The sequence below is a fragment of the Maritimibacter sp. HL-12 genome, assembly GCF_900177545.1.
Taxonomy (GTDB): domain Bacteria; phylum Pseudomonadota; class Alphaproteobacteria; order Rhodobacterales; family Rhodobacteraceae; genus Sinisalibacter.
The window spans coordinates 1,815,359-1,834,127 of the sequence record NZ_FXBQ01000001.1; the positions used below are offsets into that span (position 1 = coordinate 1,815,359).

Here is an 18,769-nt window from a genome sequence, read left to right on the forward strand (position 1 = left end):
AGTCGCGGAAACTGCGGGCAATGGGATCGGACCACCATGAAACGCGCGACTAAGCTGGAAGCCCTGCGCACCACATTTGGAGCGCAGGCGGTATCGCCCGGGGAACGCCGCATTGCGGTGACGGGATTGTTTGACCGTATCGCCCCCCGCTACGACCTGATGAACGACCTGATGAGCTTCGGAACCCACCGGCTCTGGAAGCATGCGATGATCGCGCGCGCGGTTGCACATCTCGACAGCAATCCCGGGCCGGTGCTCGATCTGGCGGGCGGCACCGGCGATATCGCTTTCGGCCTGCGCAAGCGCCTGCCGGAGCGGGAGATCGTCGTGGTGGACGCCTCAAGCGGCATGCTCGACGTGGCCCGCACGCGGTCCGGCGCATCCCTTGGCTACGTTCATGCCCCGGCCGAGGCCTTGCCCTTCCCCGATGGGTCTGCGGCGATGGTGACGCTCTCCTTCGGCCTGCGCAACATGACCGATCCGGCCGCCGCGCTCACCGAGGTGGTGCGCGTGCTGCGACCCGGCGGCAAGCTCGTGCTGCTTGAGTTTTCGAAACCCCAGCCGTGGTTCGCGCCGCTTTACGGCCTGCACGCGCGTTACGTCATCCCGCGCCTCGGCGCGCTGGTGGCAGGTGACAGGGGCGCTTATCGCTACCTTGTCGAATCAATCGAGCGGTTTCCCGGCCGCGATGATGTGGCCCGCGAGATTGCCAGGGCAGGGCTCGATATTGTCGAGGAGCGCGCATTCGTCTTCGGCGTGGCCCGCATGCAGATCGCGGTGAAACCATGAACGGGGCGGACCGTCTCTCGGCGCTGCCGAAACCGGCGCTCTGGGTGCTCGCGGCGCGGTTCAAGACCGTATCGCTCAGCCAGACCCCGGTTTGGGCCGGTAGCTGGCTCGCCGCCGAGGCGGGGCAGTGGCGGCCCGGCGTGATGATCGCCGCGATGCTTGCCGCCGGGGCGATCCAGATCGGCACCAACCTCTGGAACGATGCCGCCGACGCCGCACGCGGTGTGGACCGGGCCGACCGGCTCGGGCCGCCACGGATGACGGCGCTGGGGCTGCTCGACGGTGCCGAGGTGCGCCGCGCCGCGCTCGCCGCCTTCGGTGTGGCAGTGCTGGCCGGTCTCTGGCTCGTCGCCGTGGGCGGCTGGCCGATCATCGCCATCGGTCTGGTCTCGCTGGCGCTGGGCTATCTCTATTCGATGGGGCCTCGGCCGCTCTCCGGCCTGCCCTTCGGGGAGCTCCTCGTGATCGCGTTCTTTGGGCTGGTTGCGGTTTCCGGTACCGCGTGGCTGCAGGGGGTCGATCCCTTCGCCACCCGCACACTTCTTGTTGGCCTGATGGTGGGCCTGCCCGGTGCTGCGGTGCTGATGCTCAACAATCACCGCGACCGGCTGCAGGATGCCCGTGCCGGGCGGCGCACGCTCGCCATCGTGATCGGCCCCGCCGCGTCGAAGCTCACTTATTTCGCAACACTGCTGGGCGCGGTGGCGCTCGGCGCGGGGCTTGGCGCGGGGCCGTGGCTGTTTCCGGTCGGGGCACTTGCGCTCTGGCTCGGTCACGCGATGTGGCACTGGCCGATCTCGGCGCGGCTGAACCGGCTGATCGCGCAGACCGCGCTGTTCCAGCTTGCCCTCCTGCTCGTGGTGGCGCTGGGATGAGAATGGCTGCCGCGTAGGCGGCAACCGTTTCACTGCATCGCGCCGGGGCCTTTCACCGGGATGGCAAGCGTCACTTCGCCCGCCTGTTCGAACTGCAAGGTGACCTCGACCGTTTCCCCCTCGACGAGCTGGGACGCCAGATCAATGAACATCAGGTGAAGCCCGCCCGGTTCGAGCACCGCCTCACCATTGGCGGGAATCTCGATCGCCTCGACCTCGCGCATCCGCATCATGCCGTTTTCGTTCACGTGGGTGTGCAATTCCGGTCCCTCGCAGATCGGCGAGCGAAAGCCGATGAGCCGGTCGGCCGGCCCCAGCGAACGGATCGTCATGAAGCCTGCGCCCGCACTTGCCACCTTCGGCGAGGCGCGCGCGAAGCCGCCCGCGATCTCCAGCGTTTCGGTGGCGGTGCCCTGCGCACCCAAGGGAGCGGCAAGGCAAAGGGCGGCACCCAGCGCAAGCGTGAAGGCGCGGCGAGAGGTCATTTGGGTCTCCGATTCATGAGGTCCGAATTCTGCCCCAGTCATGACCGGGACAAGCGGTCGCAGCCTTAACAATAGTCAAGGAGAGCCCCTCACGCCCGTGTGAGGAGCAAGGCGGCACGGGTCTCGGACCGGCCGTGCCACGGGGAATTTTCAAGCAAACCGGTCCGCACGAAAGGGACGTTGAAATGGCCAGGACCATTTTCCATAGCCTGCTGGCAACAGCCGCGGCGGTGGGCCTCACCTTGCCAACGGTTGCCACCGCGCAATCGCTGGACGAGGTGATGGAGCGCCGCGGGTTGACACAGCAGGATCTGCTTGCCGCGGCAAAAACCTTTACGCCGACCGGCGGACGGGACGAATTCATCGTGTTCGCATCGGGCGGGCAGTCGGGCCAGATCATGGTCTACGGCGTGCCCTCGATGCGGATCCTGAAATACGTTTCGGTGTTCACGCCCGAACCGTGGCAAGGCTTCGGCTTTGACGAGGAATCCAAGAAGATCCTCGAATCGGGCTACATCGACGGGCGCGAGATCCACTGGGGCGATACCCACCACCCGGCGATCTCGGAAACCGAGGGCAACCTCGACGGGGAATTCCTGTTCATCAACGACAAGTCGAGCCCGCGCATCGGCCTCGTCAACCTTCATGACTTCGAAACCCAGCAAATCGTGGTCAACCCGATCCTGCAATCGACCCACGGCGGCGCCTTCGTGACGCCGAACACCGACTACATCATCGACGCCGCGCAATACCCCGGCGTGCTCGGCCGTGGCTTCGCGCCGCTCTCCGAGTTCAACGAGAAGTATCGCGGCGCGGTGACCTACTGGAAATTCGACCGCGAGGCCGGCCGGATCGACGAGAGCAAGAGCTTCTCGCTCGAACTGCCGCCCTACAGCCAGGACCTTTCCGATGCCGGCAAGCTGGTGTCTGACGGCTGGTCTTTCACCAACTCGTTCTGCGCCGAGCGCTATGTCGGCGGCATCGAGTCGGGCCGTCCGCCTTTCGAAGCGGGCTGTTCGCAGGCCGACACCGACTTTCTCCACGTGATCAACTGGAAGAAGGCCGCCGAGGTCTACGAAGCTGGCAAGGTCGAGATGATCAACGACCACCCGGTGATCATGATGGACACCGCGATCGAGGAAGGCCTTGTCTACCTGATCGCCGAACCCAAATCGCCGCATGGCGTCGACGTGTCGCCGGACGGCGAGTTCATCGTTGTCGGCGGCAAGCTTGACACCCAGGCGAGCGTCTATTCCTTCTCGAAGATCATGGACGCGATCGAAGCCGGTGATTTTTCCGGCACCGATCCCTACGGCCTGCCGATCATCTCGATGGAAGATGCCCTGCACACGCAGGTACCGCTTGGCCTCGGCCCGCTGCACAACCAGTTCGATTCGAAGGAATGCGTGGTCTACACCTCGCTCTACGTCGACAGCCAGGTTGTCAAATGGGACTACTGCGAAGGCAAGGTGCTCGACAAGCTCTCGATCCACTACAACATCGGCCACCTCGTGGCGATGGAGGGCGAAAGCGTCAACCCGGCTGGCAAATACCTGATTTCGCTTAACAAGCTGGCGATTGACCGGTTCAACCCGGTGGGTCCGCTGCACCCGCAGAACCACCAGCTTATCGACATTTCCGGCGACACCATGGAACTGCTCTACGACATGCCGGTGCCGCTCGGCGAGCCGCACTACGCCGCCGCCATCGCCGCCGACAAGCTCAAGCCTCTGGTGCGCTACAAGTATGGCACCAACAGCCGGACCGGCGAACGCCACGAGGGCGCGGTGCGTCCGGGGCAGGAACGCATCGAGCGTGATGGCACCAACGTGAAGGTCTACATGACGGCGATCCGCTCGCACTTCACGCCGGAGATTGTCGAGGTGAACGAGGGTGATACGGTCGAGTTCATCATCACCAACTCCGAACGTGCCCAGGACCAGACCCACGGCTTCTCGATCTCGAACTTCAACGTCAACCTCTCGCTCGAGCCGGGCAAGACGGCGACGGCGAAGATCGTGGCCGACCGGCCCGGCGTCTACTCCTACTACTGCACCGAGTTCTGCTCGGCGCTGCACCTGGAGATGACCGGGTACCTGCTGGTGCGGCCCGAAGGCTATGTCGATGAGGCCAAGGCAGGCGAGGAAGGCGTGAGCTACTCGGAGGCCGATTATACCAAGCAGGTCGAGAACAACCTCGCCACGCAGGAAGTGATCGACTCGGTCGTGGTCTACATCACCGAGCGCAACTACACCGACTTCCCCGATGTCGCGGCGCTGGTGGAAGACGCAACGGACCAGCTCACCTTTGCCGAGGATGCCAAGGCAAAATCGGAGGCCGCGGCCGCCGAAGAGGATTGGCAGAACGCAACGCTCTGGGCTGGCCAATGGTGGCAATACCAGGTGAAGGCCGCCGATATCGGCCTGCGCGCCAAGAACTACCTTGACGAAAACGGCGCGGTGAAAACCGCCGAGTAAGTCAAAGGTCCGGGCGGTGGCTGTTGCTGCCGCCCGGGCTCCACTCGCAAGGCGCGAACAGCCTATTTCCGGGGACCGACACCATGCAACCAATCAAGACAACCGCACTTGCCGCGTTGATGGCGCTTGCCGCCTCGGCCGCCACTGCCGCTTCCGACGAGGAACTGCGCGCGGGCAAGGGCGTCTACATGACCAAGACTTGCCTCGCCTGCCACGGCCGCGAAGGCGCAAAGCCGGTGCTGAGCTACCCGATGCTCGCCGGGCAGAACGAGGCATATCTCATCGAACAGATGGAAGTGATCCGCGATGGCGAGCGCGTCGGCACGACCGACCCGGCCACCGGGCATCCTTACGTGACGGGCATGGTCGATATCATGCACCTGCTCTCCGAAGACGATATCAACAACGTCTCGGCGTGGCTGGCAAGCCTGCCCGCTGCCCCGCCGAAGCCGCTCGACCCGGCCCCAAGCGCCGAATTGCTCGAAGCCGGTGAGAAGGCCTACCGCCAGCTTGGGTGCCGCTCCTGCCACGGGCCCGACGGGTCGAGACCGAGCAACAAGCGCTATCCCTTTATCTCGGGCATGAACCCCGAATACGCGGCCCGCGCGATGACCGAGATCCGCGACAAGGTGCGCACCTCGGGCCAGTCGAAGCTGATGTTCGGCACGATCCGAAAAGCCGACGACGAAGAGATCCTCGCGATGGCCACCTGGCTCGCGACCATCGACCGCTCCGAAAAATGAAGAAAGGACACGAAATGAAACGGACCATCTTAACTGCGGCGCTCATGGCGATGGCCTTGCCCGCCATGGCCGACGAAACCCACACCCCCGCCGACGGCTGGAACGAAGGCGGCGGCGAGCAGGATGAGGCGCTGGGCCTTGAGCCTGATCTGGAAAACGGCCTTTACGTCTACGAGATCTGCTCGGCCTGTCACGGTGTGAACGGCTGGGGCCTCGTCGACGGCACCTTCCCGCAGATCGCGGGGCAGCACCCGAACGTGACGATCAAGCAGCTTGCCGACATCCGCGCGCTTAACCGCGACAACCCGACGATGTATCCCTTCGCGCTGCCCTCGGAAATCGGCGGCTCGCAGTCGATCGCCGATGTCGCGGCCTACATGGCGCAACTGCCGATGAACCCCGAGCCCGGTCTGGGCGAGGGCGATGATCTCGAACACGGCGCCAAGCTCTATGCCGAGAACTGCGTCGAGTGCCACAAGGAGAACGGCGAGGGATCGAACGAGGAGTTCTACCCCCGCATCCAGGGCCAGCACTACGAATACCTGATGCGCCAGTATCAGTGGATCAAGGAAGGCAAGCGGCGCAACGCCAACCCCGAGATGGTCGAACAGATCCAGTGGTTCACCGAGCGCGACACCAAGGCGGTGCTCGACTACGTCAGCCGGCTCAAGCCCGCGCCGGAGATGGTGGCCGAGCCCGGTTGGTCGAACCCGGATTTCGACTGGTAACCGCTTCCACGCCAACCGGACCGGGCGGGTGACCGACCGCCCGCCCGGCCCCCGAACCCAAAAGGACCTCGCTCCATGGACAAGGCCGCATCCCAAAAACGCGGGATCATCTACCGCGCGCTCACCGTGATCGCCGTGGTGCTGCTCGCCACCGCATATTTCCAGCCCGGCTGGTGGGTTTCGCTCAAGGCGCCCAACTACCCCGAGGCGACCTTCCCGCAGGGGATCAAGATTCTCTTCCACATGGACTCGGTGCGCAACGGCTGCGAGATCCGCGACAGTGCCGAGGTCGATGAGACCGAAGCGCTCAACTGCGTCCACGAGATGGACACCATCAACCACTACGTCGGGATGTACCCCATCGCCTCCGGCGGGCCGGTCGAGAAGGCCTTCTCGCCCTTCCTGTTCGCCATGATCGGGGTGATGGCGCTGGCCTTCGCAGCGCCCGGGCGGCGCTCGCGGGTCGTGGTTTCCGTCGCCGGCTATGGGGCTATCGCGGTCTGGATGACGATGGCCGTCTGGGGAGAGAACGGCGCGGCAAAACATACGCCGGGCTATCTCGAAGGGCTGGTGGTCTCGCTTGGCCAGGACGCGAGCGACGAGATCAAGGATCAGGACCTTTCTCCGGTCGTGCAGATGTTGCGCCAATCGCTTGCCGAGAGCGAGGGCGAGGGCGCAGACGAGACGGCGAAGGCCGATGTCGCCAGCGGCGATCGCACGGCGCTGATGGCGACCCTCAAGTCGGCCTACGAGACCGACCAGCGCAAGCTGCCCGAAGCCGAGCGCGACGAATGGACCGGCTCGCTCATGCAGGTGTTCCGGTGGCACTACGCCAGATCGCTCGGGCTTTGGTTCAACGAACCCGAACGCAACGATCCGTTGGTGGCGACGATGACCACGGTGGCAAAGGTGCTCTACTGGGTCGTGCTCGCGGCGATGGCGTTCATGGTCTTCGCGGCGCTCTCGACGGGACGGATCTTCTACTGGCTCCTCGTGCTGGTTCCGGCGGCGGTGCCGGTGGGCTTCCTCGCGGAATATGCGGGCTGGCTCTGGTGGTATGGCCACAGCCTGAACGCGATGGGCGCCTTCACGCTGAAGCCCTTCATGCCCACCGTCTTCGGTGACGGCAAGGTGGCGCAGTTCTCGACTCACAGCTACCCCGATATCGGCTTCGGGCTGATGGTCGCGGCCTCGGTGCTGCTGCTGCTCGCCGCACTGATCCGGCGCAAGCAACTTGCCAACGCCGGTGACGCGGCACGGGCGATGTGAGGCGATCATGCGCTGGCTGCTTTCCCTGCTGATCCTGCTCGCCTCGGGCACCCTCGCTTCTGCGCAATCGTTGCAGGAGATGATCGACGCCGCGCCGGACGGGGCCGAGATCGTGCTGGAACCCCGGGTCTATGACGGCCCGGTGGTGATCGAGCGCGCGGTGGTGATCGACGGGCAGGGCGCGGCGGTGATCGACGGCGGCGGCGCGGGCACGGTGGTGACGATCCGCGCCGATGGCGTGACGCTCAAGAGCCTTACCATCCGCAATTCGGGCCGGTTGCACAACAACACCGACGCCGGGTTGCGGGTGAAAGGCAATTTCAACGTGGTGCGCGACGTGCGGATCGAGAACAGCCTGTTCGGCCTCGATCTCACCGAGGCCTCCAACAACGTGTTCCGCCGCAACTACATCAGCTCGAAGGACATGCCGCTGGAACTGCGCGGCGACAGCGTGCGGATCTGGTATTCCAACGACAACATCTTCGAGCACAACCACATCGAACATTCGCGCGACGTGGTGGTCTGGTATTCGCGCGGAAACAGGATCCAGCACAACCGCATCCAGCACGGGCGCTACGGCATCCACTTCATGTATGCCCACGAGAATTTCGCGGAGCATAACGAGATTTCCGACTGCGTGGTTGGCGTGTTCCTGATGTATTCCAACGATCTGAAGGTGCGCCACAACCAGATCCTGCGCGCCTGGGGCGCGGCGGGCATGGGGGTGGGATTCAAGGAAACCTCCGGCGCGGTGGTAGAAGACAACCTGATCCTCGGCAATGCCGTGGGCATCTACCTCGATCCCTCGCCGTGGGATCCCGACAAGACCAACGAGTTTCATCGCAACGAGATCTCCTACAACGGCATCGGCATCGAGTTTCACACCGAGTGGAAGGGCAACCACTTCTCCGACAACAACTTCCGTTCGAACTTCACCCAGATCTCGGTGCGCGGACGCGGCACCGCGCTGAAGGAAACCTGGGCCGGTAACCACTGGGACGATTTCGCCGGCTTCGATGCTGACGGCGACGGCATCGGCGATGCCCCGTACGAGATCTACTCCTACGCCGACCGGCTCTGGATGGACCTGCCGCCCGCCGCGTTCTTCCGCGGCGGCCTGGCGCTGGCCGCGCTCGATTTCGTCGAACGCCTCGCGCCGTTTTCCGAACCCAAACTGCTCTTGCGCGAGGTCGATCCCTTGCTCGACCCGGTCGATCACGCCGCCGCGCGCGCCGAAACCGCGCCACGCGAACCGCTTGTGGCGCAGCCCAAATCCGCCCTGGAGCTTCTGACCCAATGACAGACGCAGCCGAAACCCCCCCGGCCCGGCCGGGGAAGCCGAAAAAGAAACTCAACCGGCGCGAGCTTGAGCGCCGTCGCATGCTCCTGCGATCGGTCGGCGCCGGCTTTGCCGCGCTTGCCGCGGGGCTGGTCGGGTTCTACCCGGTGCTCACCCGCATCTTCGACCGGCTGCGCCCGCCCGGCGCGATCCCCGAGGATGATTTTCTCGCGGCCTGCATCAAGTGCGGCCAATGCGTGCAGGTCTGCCCGGTCAAGGCGATCGAGCTTGCCGATGGCGACGAGGGTTTCGGCCTTGGCGTGCCCTACATCAACGCCCGCGCCCAGGCTTGCGATTTTTCCTGCGATGCCGTGCAATGCGTGCTGGCCTGCCCGACCGGGGCGCTGAGCCATGACATTTCCCACAAGGAAGATGTGAAGATGGGTTTCGCCCGGCTGGCGCGGCCCGAGGCCTGCCTCGCGATGAAGGGGCAGGGGTTCAAGGGTCTTGCCCGGGGCCCCGATTTTGAAGGCCTCCTGCGCTACGCCGAGATCGACCGCTGGGTGCCGCAGCCGGTGGCCTCGCACCCCTATGACCTCGAAATCTGCGACCTCTGCGTGCGCGAATGCCCGATCGAGAACGCGATCTTGCTCGCGCCGATGTCGGACGATCCCGCCGACAAGCGCCGCATGCCGGTGGTGCACGACGCCTGCGTCGGCTGCGGCACCTGCGAGATGATGTGCCCGGCCGAGCCCGCCGCCATCGTCATCGACCCCGCCATCGTTCTGGAGAGCTGACATGCGCTGGTTCCTGCACAAGCTGGCAATGATGTTCGGGGCCGAACCGCGCAAGGCGGGCCCCGAAGAAGAAACCGACGCCGCCCGCGAGATGAAGGTTTTCAAGAAGACCAAGCCGGAAGTCGAGAAGCGCAAGGCGCTGATCGCCGACGAGCACACCCACCCGGTGGTCCGTCGCAAGTGGCGCAACCGGCGCTGGGCCTCGATCATCATCATCAACGGGCTGTTCATCGTGTCCTTTGCCTGGGATGTGCAACTTGTCGAAGGCTCGCTCTCGGCCTCGCGCTTCCTCGGCTTTCACATGGCCGACCCGAACGCCGCGCTTCAGGTGTTTCTTGCCTTCCGCGAAGTGGTGCTGAACCTCGTGATCGGCACCGTCACGGTGGTGGCGCTGTGGTGGATTGTCGGCGGGCGCGCGTTCTGCTCCTGGGCCTGCCCCTATCACCTGCTGGCGGAATGGGCCGAGGCGATCCACCTCTGGCTGCACGCGAAGGGCTGGGTCAAGGATCATCCGTTCCACCGCGGCCTGCGGCTGGTGCTCTGGGTGATATTCATGCTGCTGGCCTTCCTGACCGGCTACACCGTGTTTGAATACATCAACCCGGTCGGCATCGTGTCGCGCGCGCTGATCTACGGGCCAACCGTGGCGGTGATCTGGGTGATCTTCCTGCTCGGGATCGAGATCTTTTTCTCGCGCCGGTTCTGGTGCCGCTACGTCTGCCCGATCGGGTTGACCTACGGCATCACCGGGGCGGTGGCACCGGTGCAGGTGAAATACGATCTCTCCAAGTGCCTGCACGAGGGCGAATGCCGCAAGGTCTGCCTGGTGCCGCATGTGCTCGAGATCACCAAGATGGGCTACGCCTCCGATACCACCGAATTCATCGGCCCCGATTGCACCCGCTGCGGGTTGTGCATCGACGTCTGCCCGCAGGACGCGCTGAGCTTCACCGTGCGCGGGCTCGACAAGATCATCTGAAAGGAGCGCGCCATGATCACCATCGACAGGCTCACCAAGCGGTTCGACAAACGCGCCGTGCTCGACGAGTTGTCGCTCTCGCTCGCCGCGGGCGACCGGATCGCCCTGATCGGCTCGAATGGCGCGGGCAAGACCACGCTGTTTCGCAGCCTCCTCGGGCTCTATCGCCATGACGGCGAAATCCGTTTCGGTGGCACCGGGGCGCAGCGCCGCGACGCCAGCGTGCTGGGCCGGATCGCCTTCGTGCCGCAACTTCCGCCGCCGCTGCGGATGCCGGTCGGCGAGCTTCTGGCCTTCGCGGAGCGCGGTGCCGGGGCCGACCGGGCGCGGATGACCGACATCGCCGAGGCGCTCGGGATCGACCTTGCCGAGGTGGCCCGGCGTCCGTTCTACCGGCTCTCGGGCGGGCAGAAGCAGAAGGTGCTCGTCACCATCGCCCTCGCCCGCCCGGCCGATCTGCTGATCTTCGACGAGCCCGCGGCCAACCTCGATCCGGCGGCGCGCGCGGTGTTCATCGACCAGCTCGCCGGGCGTCACGATGCCTCGATGCTGATCGCCTCGCACCGGCTTGAGGAGGTCGCGCCGCTGGTCAACCGGGTGATCGAACTCGACCGCGGCCGCGTGGTGCTCGACGATGCGGTGATCGACCGGTTGCGCGAAGGCGAGTTTCGCCGCGCCGAGATCGTGCTGGCCGAGGCGCACCCGCCCTTCGCCCGCGCGCTTGCCGAATGGGGATTCGACGGCGATGCGGAGGGGTTGCGGTTCACCGGGCCAGTGCCCGCCGCCGAAACCTTCCGTTTTCTCGGCCTGCTCGCCCGCTACGGCAGCCTGATCGAGCGCATGGCCCTCGACAACGACATCTTGAGACGGAGCTGAACAGATGTGCCGCCATGTCATCAACCGCCGCCAGATCATCGCGCTCGCCGCTGTCGCGCCTTTTCTGGCCGCCTGCAAACCGCAAACCGCCGGGCCGGAAGACATCCGTTGGGGCCGCGAGGTCTGCGCGATCTGCGGCATGATCATCTCCGAGGCCAATTTTGCCGCCGAGGTGCGCGGCGGGCCCGACCGTGCCCTTCTCAAGTTCGACGATATCGGCGACGCGGTGCACTGGCTCGCTATTCAGCCATGGGCCGACAGCCCGGACGTTGAATTCTGGGTGCGCGACTACGAAACCGGCACGCGCTGGCTCGATGCCCGCGCGGCGCGCTATCTTGCCGGCGTCGTGAGCCCGATGGATTACGGCTTCGGCGCGGTCGAGGCGAACGGGCCCGATACCGTCGGGTTCGACGAGATGCACGCCGAGGTGATGGAAATCGGCCTGACCTGGCGCTGCATCACACCCGAGGAGCAGGAGACATGAACGCAATGACCCCCGAAAGCCTCGAAGTCGCCGTCGCCCGCCCCGGATCGGCACCCCGCACCGGGCTTGGCCTGTCGATGCGGCTCGAACTGGCCGAGAGCCTGCGCTCGCGCTGGTTCCATTTCTACTCCGCCGTCGTGGTGGGGCTGATGGTGCTGCTGATCACTACCGGGATTTCCGAAAGCCGGGTGCTCGGCTTCACCGGGCTTTCGCGCCTGCTCGTCACCTATATCCAGATCACCATGGCGGTGCTGCCGCTGTTCATCCTCGTCACCACCGCGCGCTCGATGGTGGGCGACCGCGAGGCGGGCAACCTCGAATACATGCTCGCCTTCCCGGTCAGCCTGCCGGTCTGGTACTGGGGGCGTTTCCTGTCCCGCCTGGTTCTGGTGCTGGCCCCGATTGCGGTGGCGCTGGCGCTCGCGGCGATCTACGGACTGGCGCGCGGCCACGCGGTGCCGTGGGGCCACGTCGGGCTTTATGCCGGGCTCGTGGGGGCACTCGCCGCGGCCTTTCTCGGCCTCGGCTTCCTCGTCTCGTCGCTGTCGCGCTCAACGGAAGTGGCGCTGGGGGCGAGCCTGCTGATCTGGCTCGTTCTGGTGGCGCTGCTCGATCTCTTGCTGCTGTCCGTGTTGATCCGCCAGACCTTCGTGCCGGATTTCGTGATCGGCATCGCGCTCGCCAACCCGTTGCAGAGCTTCCGCACCGCCTCGATGATCCTGTTCGATCCGCAACTGATCCTGCTCGGCCCCTCGTCCTACGTGATCCTCGATCATTTCGGGGTGATTGGCTACGTCGCCTGGGCGATGGGTTACCCGGTTGCGCTCGGGCTGGTGCTGGCCGGTTTGGGATACTGGCGGTTCTCGCGCGGCGATCTGGTTTGAGACCCGGCGGCCGGCGGCGTGTCAGGCGGTGAAGCCCAGCATCCAGGCCAGCGTCGCGTCGTCGTCCCAGACTGCCTCTCCCGTCACCGTGGCGACATGGCGGCCTTTCGCGTCGATCACCACCGTGGTGGGCAATTGTTCGACCCCCAGCGTCGCGACGAGGTTCTCGCCATCGCCAAGCAGGATGGGCAGACCCTCGACGCCGGTTTCACGGTAGAAGCGCCGGATGCTCGCAGCCCCGCGCCAGTCGAAAGCGAGCGGGAGAACGCGCACGGGCGCGTCCCCCAGCCGGGCTGCCAGGCGGGCCATAGCCGGCATTTCGCGCCGGCAGGGCAGACACCACGGCGCCCAGAGCGCGACGAGCAGGGTTTCGCCTGTGTAGCGTGCGATATCGACCCGCGCCCCGGTTTCGTCTGTCATCAAGAGCCCGCTGGCCGCGCGCAGGGTATCGACAGGCCGGGCGAGGTCTGCGGCCGAGGGGAGCTGCGCCGCGTCGGCCGATGCGGCACGAAAAAGCGCCGCCTGCCCGAACGCGCCGAGCGCGCCCGCGAGAAAGCCTCGTCGGGCAAGAGAGGCGGTCATTGCGTCAGGCTTGCGATGAGCGCGCGCATTTCGTCTGCGATCTGGTCCGGCGGCGTGCCGTGGGGGAAGCGTTTCACCAGTTGCCCATCCGGCCCCACTACCGCAACCGAGGCGGTGTGATCGATCGAGTAACGCTCGGGCGTTGCCGGATCAGGCACGTATTTCTCGTAGCGCGCGTTGAACGTCTTCACCATGTGGTCGGTATAGGCCAGCGGCCCGCGCAGGCCGATGATCGCGGGATGCATGAACCCGGTGTAATCGCGCAAGAGCTGGGCCGTGTCGCGGTCGGGATCGACGGTCACGAACAGCGGGGCGAGGTGCTCGACATCTTCGCCGAGCATCTCGATCGCTTCGGCCAAGGTGGCGAGCGTCGTCGGGCAGACATCGGGGCAGCCGGTATATCCGAAGTAGATCAGAACGAACTTGCCCGAATAGTCGAGGTTGGTAACCACGTTTCCGAGGGTGTCTTCCATCATCCAGCGCCGCGCCAAGGGCGCTTCGGAGTCGGATTCGGTCACGCCGAGATCCTGATGCTGGGCGAGGAGGGGAATAGGTGCGAGGGCCAGAGCCGCCGCGCCGGCGATCAGCGAGCGTCGGGTGAGCATGGGTGAGGTCCTGTGTTTTGTCCGATTGGAAATCTAGGCCCGGCAAAACGTTGCCGCCTTGACTTTTGTCACGGCATCGGCGGCCATTGGCGGCGATTGCTCGGGGGAGGAGAGCCCACAAGATGACCGGACTGCTATCCGCCTTTCTGCCCGCCGCGATGATGATCCTGATGCTGTCGCTCGGCCTCGGGATGCGACCGCGCGATATCGCCGGTGCGGTGAGGGCCCCCCGGGCGCTGGCCACCGGGCTCGCGGTGCAGATGATCGGCTTGCCGCTTGCGGCGGTGGTGATCGGCCACGCGGCCGGGCTCGACCCGCTGCTGACTGCGGGGCTCGTGCTCGTCGCCGCGTCGCCCGGCGGCGTTACCTCGAACTATGTCACCCTGCTGGCAGGCGGTGTCGTCGGCCTGTCGGTGGCGATGACCCTGGTCACCAGTCTTGCCGCACCGCTCACCCTGCCGCTGGTGCTCGGTCTTGCGGGTGTGGAAGGGCCGGCGGCGGGCGGACTTTGGCGCATCAGCCTCGGAATGACGGCGGTGGCGCTTGCGCCTCTCGTCATCGGCATGGCGCTGGCCGGTTTTGTCCCGGCCTTCGCCGCCCGGGTGGAAAAGCTGCTGACCCCGGTGGCGCGGGCGATGTTCATACTGATGGTGCTGGCCACCTTTGCGCAGAACTGGGGTGCGATGGGCGAGGCCTTCGCGCGCGTCGGCTGGGCGGTAACGCTGTTTGCGATTGCCGCGCCGGTGCTTGCGATCCTGGCGGCGGCAGCCGCGAGGTTGAACGCGGCGCGCAGCCGGACGATAATGGTGGAAGCCACGATGCAGAACGTCGCGATCACGATCTTCGTGGCCAGTACCCTGCTCGATGCGCCGGCGCTCGCGATTCCCGGGCTGATCTACGCGGTCGAGATGAACATCGCGGCGCTGGTCATCATCGGCGCGGCCCGCATGGTCGAAACCCGGCGCGGCGCGAATTCGGTGACCTGAGCGCGTCGCGCGGCATTGTTTCGGGGTGGATGACACGGGGTGTGACCTTGCGGCAGGGCGCCTGCGAAGGGAGATGGCGCATCCCGCGAACGATCATCGGGGGGGAGAGCATGTGCGCGGCGGTACTTAGTCGACAAGACCCGCTGCGCGGTTGACCGGCGACTGGCCACACCCCGTGCAAAGCCTGTTTGCCACGAAACCCGGTGCGCTGAATTGACAATTGTTAAGTCGGACACGGGAAATCCGTGAATACTCCGACCAGTCGAAATGGAGGCAGACCAATGAGAGCGGCATTCATCCGGCTTTTCAGCGAAGGATACCGCGTGTTCTTCCTCGCCGCAGGGCTGTTCGCCGTGCTCGCCATGCTCTGGTGGGTGCTCTATCTCGGCATCCATGCATTGGGTGGCCTGATCTTCGATCTCAGCTTCGCGATGGCACCGCACGAGTGGCACGCGCATGAACTGGTGTTCGGCTTCGGCAGTGCGGCGCTCGCGGGGTTCCTGCTCACTGCCGTGCCAAACTGGACCGGTGCACAGGGCGCGCGCCATGCCTACATCGGGTTTGCGGCAGGTCTCTGGTTGGCGGGCCGTCTGGCGATGTGGTTCTCCGGTGTGCTCCCGCCGGTCGTTGTCGCATTGGCCGATCTTTCCTTCGTCGTTCTGCTCGCGGGCAAGATCGCGCTGTTGCTGGTGAAAAGGCCCAAGCCCCAGAACATGGTGTTTCTCCTGTTCCTCGCGCTGTTCTGGTTCGCCAACCTCGTCACCCATCTTGGCTGGGCCGGGCTGTGGGACTATGGCGGCGAGACCGGACCTCGTGCGGGGCTCTTAGCGCTGGCGGGCATGATCCTTGTGCTCGGCGGGCGTGTGACACCGGCGTTTACCCGAAACGCCATGCACCGCGACAATATGCCCGAAACGGCGCTGCCGCGTGACATCGCAGGCTTCGCCCCGGTGATGATCGGCGCTGCGGCGCTCTTGCCGATAACCGCCCTGATCTGGCCCGCCTCGTGGCTGGCCGCCGGTGTCGCGCTGGTTGCGGGGCTGGGGCAGATCATCCGGCAATGGCGATGGGGTTTTCGCTATGCGCTGCTGCGCCCGATCCTCGCCGCGCTTCACGTCTCGGCCGGTCTGGTCGGGGTGGGGTTGATCCTGTGGGGCCTGGCCGCCTTCACCGGCCGCTCGGAAATCGCCGCGGTTCACGTGCTGGCGATCGGCGGTGTCGGCGGGATGACGCTCGCGGTGATGTCGCGCGCGACGCTCGGCCACTCGGGCCGCCCGTTGGTGGCCTCTGTGCCGCTGGTGATGGCCTATGCGTTGGTGCCGATCGCGGCCCTGCTCCGTTTCATCGCGTCCGAGGTTCAGGGCGCGGCCTACTTCCCGGCCACGATTGGTGCGGGCGCGGTCTGGATATTCGCTTTCACGCTGTTCGTCGCGGCCCTCTGGCCCGCCTTCTGGGGCCCGCGCGCCGACCGCGCGCCGATGACGCCACCCTCTGCAGGGCCGCGTTGACTTTTCTCAAGGACGCGCGGCCGCGCGCAGGCGACAAAGGCCAATCATTGATTGTGTCGGCAGGGTGCCGAGCCGGCGGTGCCCGCTCAGGCCGACCAACAGACGGCGCGGCGCTCATCTGCCGCGTCCCGTACCGTCGCAGCGGCCGGCCGAATGAGGTCCGAGAGGACGGAAGCTGTGGCCAGAAGGGGGCGGCGGTCACCGCCCCCTTCATCTTGCCTCACTGCTTGTGCCATGCCTCGGCCCGGTCGCGCTCGGCATAGACGCGCAGTCTCCCGATATCGTTGATCTCGGCGCGGTTCTGCCGCACGGTCACGCCCTGTTCGCGCAGCTTGGAAAAGGCGCGGCTGAGGCTTTCGGGCTTCATCCCGAGCCGGCCCGCGATCAGAACCTTGTCATAGGGCAGTTCCACCGTGCAGGGGCCGATCGGCGCATTCGTGAGATCGAGCAGGAATTCGGCAAGGCGCTGTGGCCCGGTCTGGCCTTTCAACTGTTCGATCTGCGCGACGAGGCCGTGCAAATGTGCGAAAGTCGCGGTGAGCATCGAGATTGCCACCTCCGGGTTCTTCTTGAGGAGCGCGAGGATTTCCTTTGCCTCGATCCGGATCAGCGTGCCGTCGGTCACCGTGTCGGCAAAAACCGGATAGGTCGCCCCGCGCAGTGCCACGGCTTCCCCGAAGCTATGGCCCCGGGTGAAAACCCCGACGACCGCTTCGCTGCCCGACGCCGCGATCCGGTAAAGTTTTACCCAGCCGTCGATCACGATAAAGATCGCGTCGGCCGGATCATCTTGCGCGAAAATGAGTTCGCCGCGTTTGAAGGCGATGAGGCTTGCGTGCGAGAGGATTGTCTCCACCGCATCGTTGGGCACATTTGCAAGAAGAAGCGACGCGCGCGCGACTTCAATGTGGTCTCTTGGCATGGCAGTCACCTGGGTCCGGCTTCCCCCGTGGTGCCGATACGGGCGAAGGATGACATTGGCCCTCCTCATGGCACGAAGCCGCCACCAGCCTCAAGCGGTACCTGACGGCACGAACCCGAACCTAGATCTCGAAGCTCTGGTGCGGGCGCGGCCGATCGACGCGCGCGGGGGCAAGGGCCTCGGCGAGCGCCTTCATCGGTTTCTCTTCGCCGTGCACGAGGAAGGTGCGTTCCCGCGTCTTGGTGCGGTTGTGCCAGGCGATCAGGTCCTTGCGCCCGGCATGAGCGGAAAAACCGTTGATCGTATGCACCGAGGCGCGCACCGGGATGGTCTTGCCAAGGAGTTTGATCTCGTTCGCACCATCGACGATCGCCCGCGCCGGGGTGCCCTCGGCGGCGAAGCCGATAAAAATCACGCTGCTGTCGGGGTTGGGCAGGTTGTGGCGCAGGTGATGGCGCACACGGCCGCCGGTGCACATGCCCGACCCTGCCATGATCACCGCCCCGCCGTGCACCTCGTTGAGCTTCATCGAGTCCGCCGCCTCCCGGGTTACCTTGAGCCCGGGCAGGCCGAACGGGTCGCGGCCCGAAGTGATCATCGCGGCGATTTCCGGGCGCAGCGCGTCGGGGTGGCGGCCGAAGATCCGGGTGGCCGAGATCGCCATGGGAGAATCGAGATAGACCGGCAGGGTGCGCGGAATCGCGTTCTGCGCGGCCCCCTGATGCAGCGCGAACAGGATTTCCTGCGTGCGCTCCAGCGCGAAGGTGGGGACGATCACGTTGCCGCCCCGCGTCAGCGTTGCGCGGATCGCGGCGTAGAATTCGGTCAGCGAGTTGCCGAGCGGGCGGTGGTCGCGGTCGCCGTAGGTCGATTCCATCACCACGATGTCCACCCCTTCCGGCGGCGCGGGATCGTTGAGAAGGAGCCGGTCCTGCGGGCCGATATCGCCGGAAAACAGCAGCGACTTGTGGCGACCTTCCTCGCTGAGTTCGAGCAGGATCGAGGCCGAACCGAGGATATGGCCGGCCTCGAAGAACGTGGCGGTAATACCGGGGGCAATCGCGATCGGGACGCCGTATCGGGCGGTGCGCCCGAAACGATCGACCGCATCGAGCGCGTCCATCGTGTCATAGAGCGCATCGCCCGGTTTGCCGTGGCGCTGGGCGCGCTTTCCGGCCTCCTCGTGCAGGTAAGCCGAATCGAGCATCACCAGCCGGGCAAGGTCGTGCGTGGCCGGCGTGGCGACGATCTCGCCGCGAAAGCCGCGCTGCACCAGGAGCGGAAGGCGGCCGCAATGGTCGAGGTGGGCGTGGGTAAGCAGGAGCACGTCGATCTGCCCGGGCGAGAAGCCGAAGGGCGCCGCGTTTTCCTCCTCGATCTCGCGCGGCCCCTGGAACATGCCGCAATCGACCAGGATCTTCTTGCCCGCGCATTCGACGAGGTGGCACGAACCCGTCACCCCGCGCGCGGCCCCATGGAACGACAGTTTCATCCGGTCCTC

At 65.7% G+C, this 18,769-nt stretch carries 19 protein-coding genes; 14 read left to right on the forward strand and 5 right to left on the reverse strand.

Annotation, left to right across the window (positions count from 1 at the left end; all coding sequences use genetic code 11):
* The first annotated feature begins 36 nt into the window (after positions 1-36).
* Both B9Y97_RS09000 and menA read left to right on the forward strand, forming a co-directional pair.
* Positions 37-789, forward strand: a complete 753-nt coding sequence (locus B9Y97_RS09000) for a ubiquinone/menaquinone biosynthesis methyltransferase (RefSeq protein WP_085526416.1) — start codon at positions 37-39, stop codon at positions 787-789.
* Positions 786-1,664: a 1,4-dihydroxy-2-naphthoate octaprenyltransferase gene (menA, locus tag B9Y97_RS09005; RefSeq protein WP_085526417.1), complete on the forward strand. Its 879-nt coding sequence runs from the start codon at positions 786-788 to the stop codon at positions 1,662-1,664. Before B9Y97_RS09000 ends, menA begins: the two co-directional genes overlap by 4 nt.
* A 29-nt stretch (positions 1,665-1,693) precedes the next feature.
* On the opposite strand, the gene B9Y97_RS09010 is transcribed toward menA, so the two are convergent.
* Positions 1,694-2,149, reverse strand: coding sequence for a copper chaperone PCu(A)C (locus tag B9Y97_RS09010; protein ID WP_176224332.1), 456 nt, complete (start codon positions 2,147-2,149; stop codon positions 1,694-1,696).
* 185 nt (positions 2,150-2,334) lie between these two features.
* Between B9Y97_RS09010 and nosZ the strand changes: the two genes are divergently transcribed.
* From nosZ to B9Y97_RS09060, 10 genes are all read left to right on the forward strand, one after another.
* Positions 2,335-4,626 (forward strand): Sec-dependent nitrous-oxide reductase, encoded by a 2,292-nt coding sequence (gene nosZ, locus B9Y97_RS09015; RefSeq protein ID WP_085526419.1) that lies wholly within the window; start codon positions 2,335-2,337, stop codon positions 4,624-4,626.
* Between the two features lie 83 nt (positions 4,627-4,709).
* Positions 4,710-5,369 (forward strand): c-type cytochrome, encoded by a 660-nt coding sequence (locus tag B9Y97_RS09020; RefSeq protein WP_085526420.1) that lies wholly within the window; start codon positions 4,710-4,712, stop codon positions 5,367-5,369.
* A gap of 14 nt (positions 5,370-5,383) precedes the next feature.
* Positions 5,384-6,097 (forward strand): c-type cytochrome, encoded by a 714-nt coding sequence (locus tag B9Y97_RS09025; protein ID WP_217809445.1) that lies wholly within the window; start codon positions 5,384-5,386, stop codon positions 6,095-6,097.
* A gap of 75 nt (positions 6,098-6,172) precedes the next feature.
* On the forward strand, positions 6,173-7,366 hold the full coding sequence (locus tag B9Y97_RS09030) for a hypothetical protein (RefSeq protein ID WP_085526422.1): 1,194 nt from the start codon (positions 6,173-6,175) through the stop codon (positions 7,364-7,366).
* 7 nt (positions 7,367-7,373) lie between these two features.
* Complete coding sequence (gene nosD / locus B9Y97_RS09035; protein WP_139828265.1) at positions 7,374-8,666, forward strand: nitrous oxide reductase family maturation protein NosD; 1,293 nt, start codon at positions 7,374-7,376, stop codon at positions 8,664-8,666.
* Positions 8,663-9,442, forward strand: a complete 780-nt coding sequence (locus B9Y97_RS09040; protein ID WP_085526424.1) for a 4Fe-4S dicluster domain-containing protein — start codon at positions 8,663-8,665, stop codon at positions 9,440-9,442. Before nosD ends, B9Y97_RS09040 begins: the two co-directional genes overlap by 4 nt.
* 1 nt (position 9,443) lies before the next feature.
* Positions 9,444-10,421, forward strand: a complete 978-nt coding sequence (locus tag B9Y97_RS09045; protein WP_085526425.1) for a NapH/MauN family ferredoxin-type protein — start codon at positions 9,444-9,446, stop codon at positions 10,419-10,421.
* A 12-nt stretch (positions 10,422-10,433) separates the two neighbouring features.
* Positions 10,434-11,297: an ATP-binding cassette domain-containing protein gene (locus tag B9Y97_RS09050; RefSeq protein WP_085526426.1), complete on the forward strand. Its 864-nt coding sequence runs from the start codon at positions 10,434-10,436 to the stop codon at positions 11,295-11,297.
* Positions 11,298-11,301: 4 nt separating this feature from the next.
* Positions 11,302-11,781, forward strand: a complete 480-nt coding sequence (locus B9Y97_RS09055) for a hypothetical protein (protein WP_085526427.1) — start codon at positions 11,302-11,304, stop codon at positions 11,779-11,781.
* Positions 11,778-12,665, forward strand: coding sequence for an ABC transporter permease (locus B9Y97_RS09060; protein WP_217809446.1), 888 nt, complete (start codon positions 11,778-11,780; stop codon positions 12,663-12,665). Before B9Y97_RS09055 ends, B9Y97_RS09060 begins: the two co-directional genes overlap by 4 nt.
* Positions 12,666-12,686: 21 nt before the next feature.
* Here B9Y97_RS09060 and B9Y97_RS09065 read toward each other — a convergent pair whose 3' ends face one another.
* Positions 12,687-13,247, reverse strand: coding sequence for a TlpA family protein disulfide reductase (locus B9Y97_RS09065; RefSeq protein ID WP_085526428.1), 561 nt, complete (start codon positions 13,245-13,247; stop codon positions 12,687-12,689).
* Entirely contained in the window at positions 13,244-13,852 is a 609-nt protein-coding gene (locus tag B9Y97_RS09070) for an SCO family protein (RefSeq protein ID WP_085526429.1), read from the reverse strand. Before B9Y97_RS09070 ends, B9Y97_RS09065 begins: the two co-directional genes overlap by 4 nt.
* 122 nt (positions 13,853-13,974) lie before the next feature.
* Between B9Y97_RS09070 and B9Y97_RS09075 the strand changes: the two genes are divergently transcribed.
* The gene (locus B9Y97_RS09075) at positions 13,975-14,838 is read left to right on the forward strand and encodes a bile acid:sodium symporter family protein (protein WP_085526430.1); all 864 of its coding nucleotides are present in this window, start codon (positions 13,975-13,977) and stop codon (positions 14,836-14,838) included.
* Positions 14,839-15,119: 281 nt separating this feature from the next.
* Positions 15,120-16,346: an NnrS family protein gene (locus B9Y97_RS09080; RefSeq protein ID WP_085526431.1), complete on the forward strand. Its 1,227-nt coding sequence runs from the start codon at positions 15,120-15,122 to the stop codon at positions 16,344-16,346.
* A 220-nt stretch (positions 16,347-16,566) separates the two neighbouring features.
* Here the strand turns inward: B9Y97_RS09080 and B9Y97_RS09085 are convergent, their stop codons facing one another.
* Complete coding sequence (locus tag B9Y97_RS09085; protein WP_085526432.1) at positions 16,567-17,268, reverse strand: Crp/Fnr family transcriptional regulator; 702 nt, start codon at positions 17,266-17,268, stop codon at positions 16,567-16,569.
* Positions 17,269-17,389: 121 nt separating this feature from the next.
* On the reverse strand, positions 17,390-18,760 hold the full coding sequence (locus tag B9Y97_RS09090; protein ID WP_085526433.1) for an MBL fold metallo-hydrolase RNA specificity domain-containing protein: 1,371 nt from the start codon (positions 18,758-18,760) through the stop codon (positions 17,390-17,392).
* Between the last annotated feature and the right edge of the window lie 9 nt (positions 18,761-18,769).